Here is a 1,592-nt window from a genome sequence, read left to right on the forward strand (position 1 = left end):
TCGGCGCATCATTGACCGCAGAGAGTGTAATGGTCATGGTAGCGGCGGTGGTGGATTCATCACCGTCGTCATCGACGACGTTAAAAGTAAATGAATCGCTTGCGGTTGAATTTAGTTGTGGTTGATATTGTAGGTTCGCCACATCTGCGCGTTCAAATTCTTGCCCCAGGGAAACATTTTGTCCAGTGCTTTTGTCTATCAAGGTGCCACTGTTGGCGAGCGTTTCGATGCTAATCTTACTGAACTCGGTAGATTCTTCATCTTTGTAGTTGAATTTATCGGCCTTGAATGTATAGAGCGTATCTTCCGTAACGGTGACATCACTTTTCTCGGCAATAGGTAAGTCATTTACTGCTATAACGATAGGTGTATTCGTCTCTTGAGTGGGGACTCCAGTGCCGTTGTCATCGACAAAAAGGGTGAATGAGGGGAGCAAACCTGTGCTATTTAAGGTATCGATTCCATCTTGAGTCAGTGTAATCGTGTTGTTGTTACCCAGCTGGTAGGCCGTTAGTGGCGTTAATGTCGTGCCACCGATATCATTTTCTCCTTTATCATCAATCGCATAAGTTGCGACGACGTGGCCGACAGTGATGTTACTGTCGTCTTCGGTTAATCCTGTTGTTGATAACGTAACGGTGAGGTCCAGCTGATCCTCTGCAGGAGTGAGATTAATGGTCGCAGTGTAATCTGCCGCACTTTCTACCTGTCCATCATGGTATTTGAATGTAAACGTGGTGTATGGCGTACCAAACTCGTCGTTTGAGAATACAAAACGTAAGTTTTCTGCCTGTAGATCCGCCAATGGCACATCAGTTATTCCACCTATCTGACTGCCAGAAAGGGTAAGAATCCCATCCGCAGGTACAGAGGTAATAACAATCTTACTCAGGCTGTCCCCGTCGACGTCACTCATTGAAAAGTGGCTGTCTTTAATTTTTATTTCGATACTATCTTCGGCTGCCATGACGGAAACATTGTTACCTGTCGGCGCATCATTAATATTAATCACGGTGATGGAAAAAGCGGGCAGAGTATCTGTTAACCCTGCTTTGTCTGCGACAGTGATTTCGATATTGGTATGACTACCAACGTCATTTTGCCCGGGGGTACCAGTTAATGAGCCATCTGTACTGTCGAAAGTTAGCCAAGACGGTTTATTTTGAATCGAAAACGTTTTAGTTTCATGACCAATGCTTTGGTCAGGATCATCATAGGTTGGGGTGAATGAGTATTGGACTCCTTGATTAATGTTCTCTGTAGGTGTGCCGCTTATCGTTGGCGCATCATTGATGTTTATCACCTCAATTTCAAACGCATTCGAATTGGTGGTCACGTTTAAACTATCAATAACGTCGATAATAATATTGGAATAGGTACCTACATCACTGTTTGTTGGCGTACCGCTTAAGGTACGGTTGTTTGAATCAAGGGTTAACCAATTGGGTTTATTTTGAACGTTAAAGCTTAATTTATCACCAACATCAACATCATCGGCTGTGAATGACAGAGTATACAGCGTGTCCTGGTTAGTTTGAATTGGGCTAGTGATACTGACAATGGATGGTGCATCATTTTGTGGGTTAATATTG

At 43.7% G+C, this 1,592-nt stretch carries 1 protein-coding gene; it reads right to left on the minus strand.

Going from position 1 to position 1,592, the window contains the following annotated elements:
* Nucleotides 1-1,592 (minus strand): putative Ig domain-containing protein (locus ACTRWI_RS22385; protein ID WP_499133894.1); only part of this gene is annotated, 1,592 nt, incomplete at both ends.

The sequence above is a fragment of the Pseudoalteromonas sp. G5_S1_14_S5 genome (genome assembly GCF_054968605.1).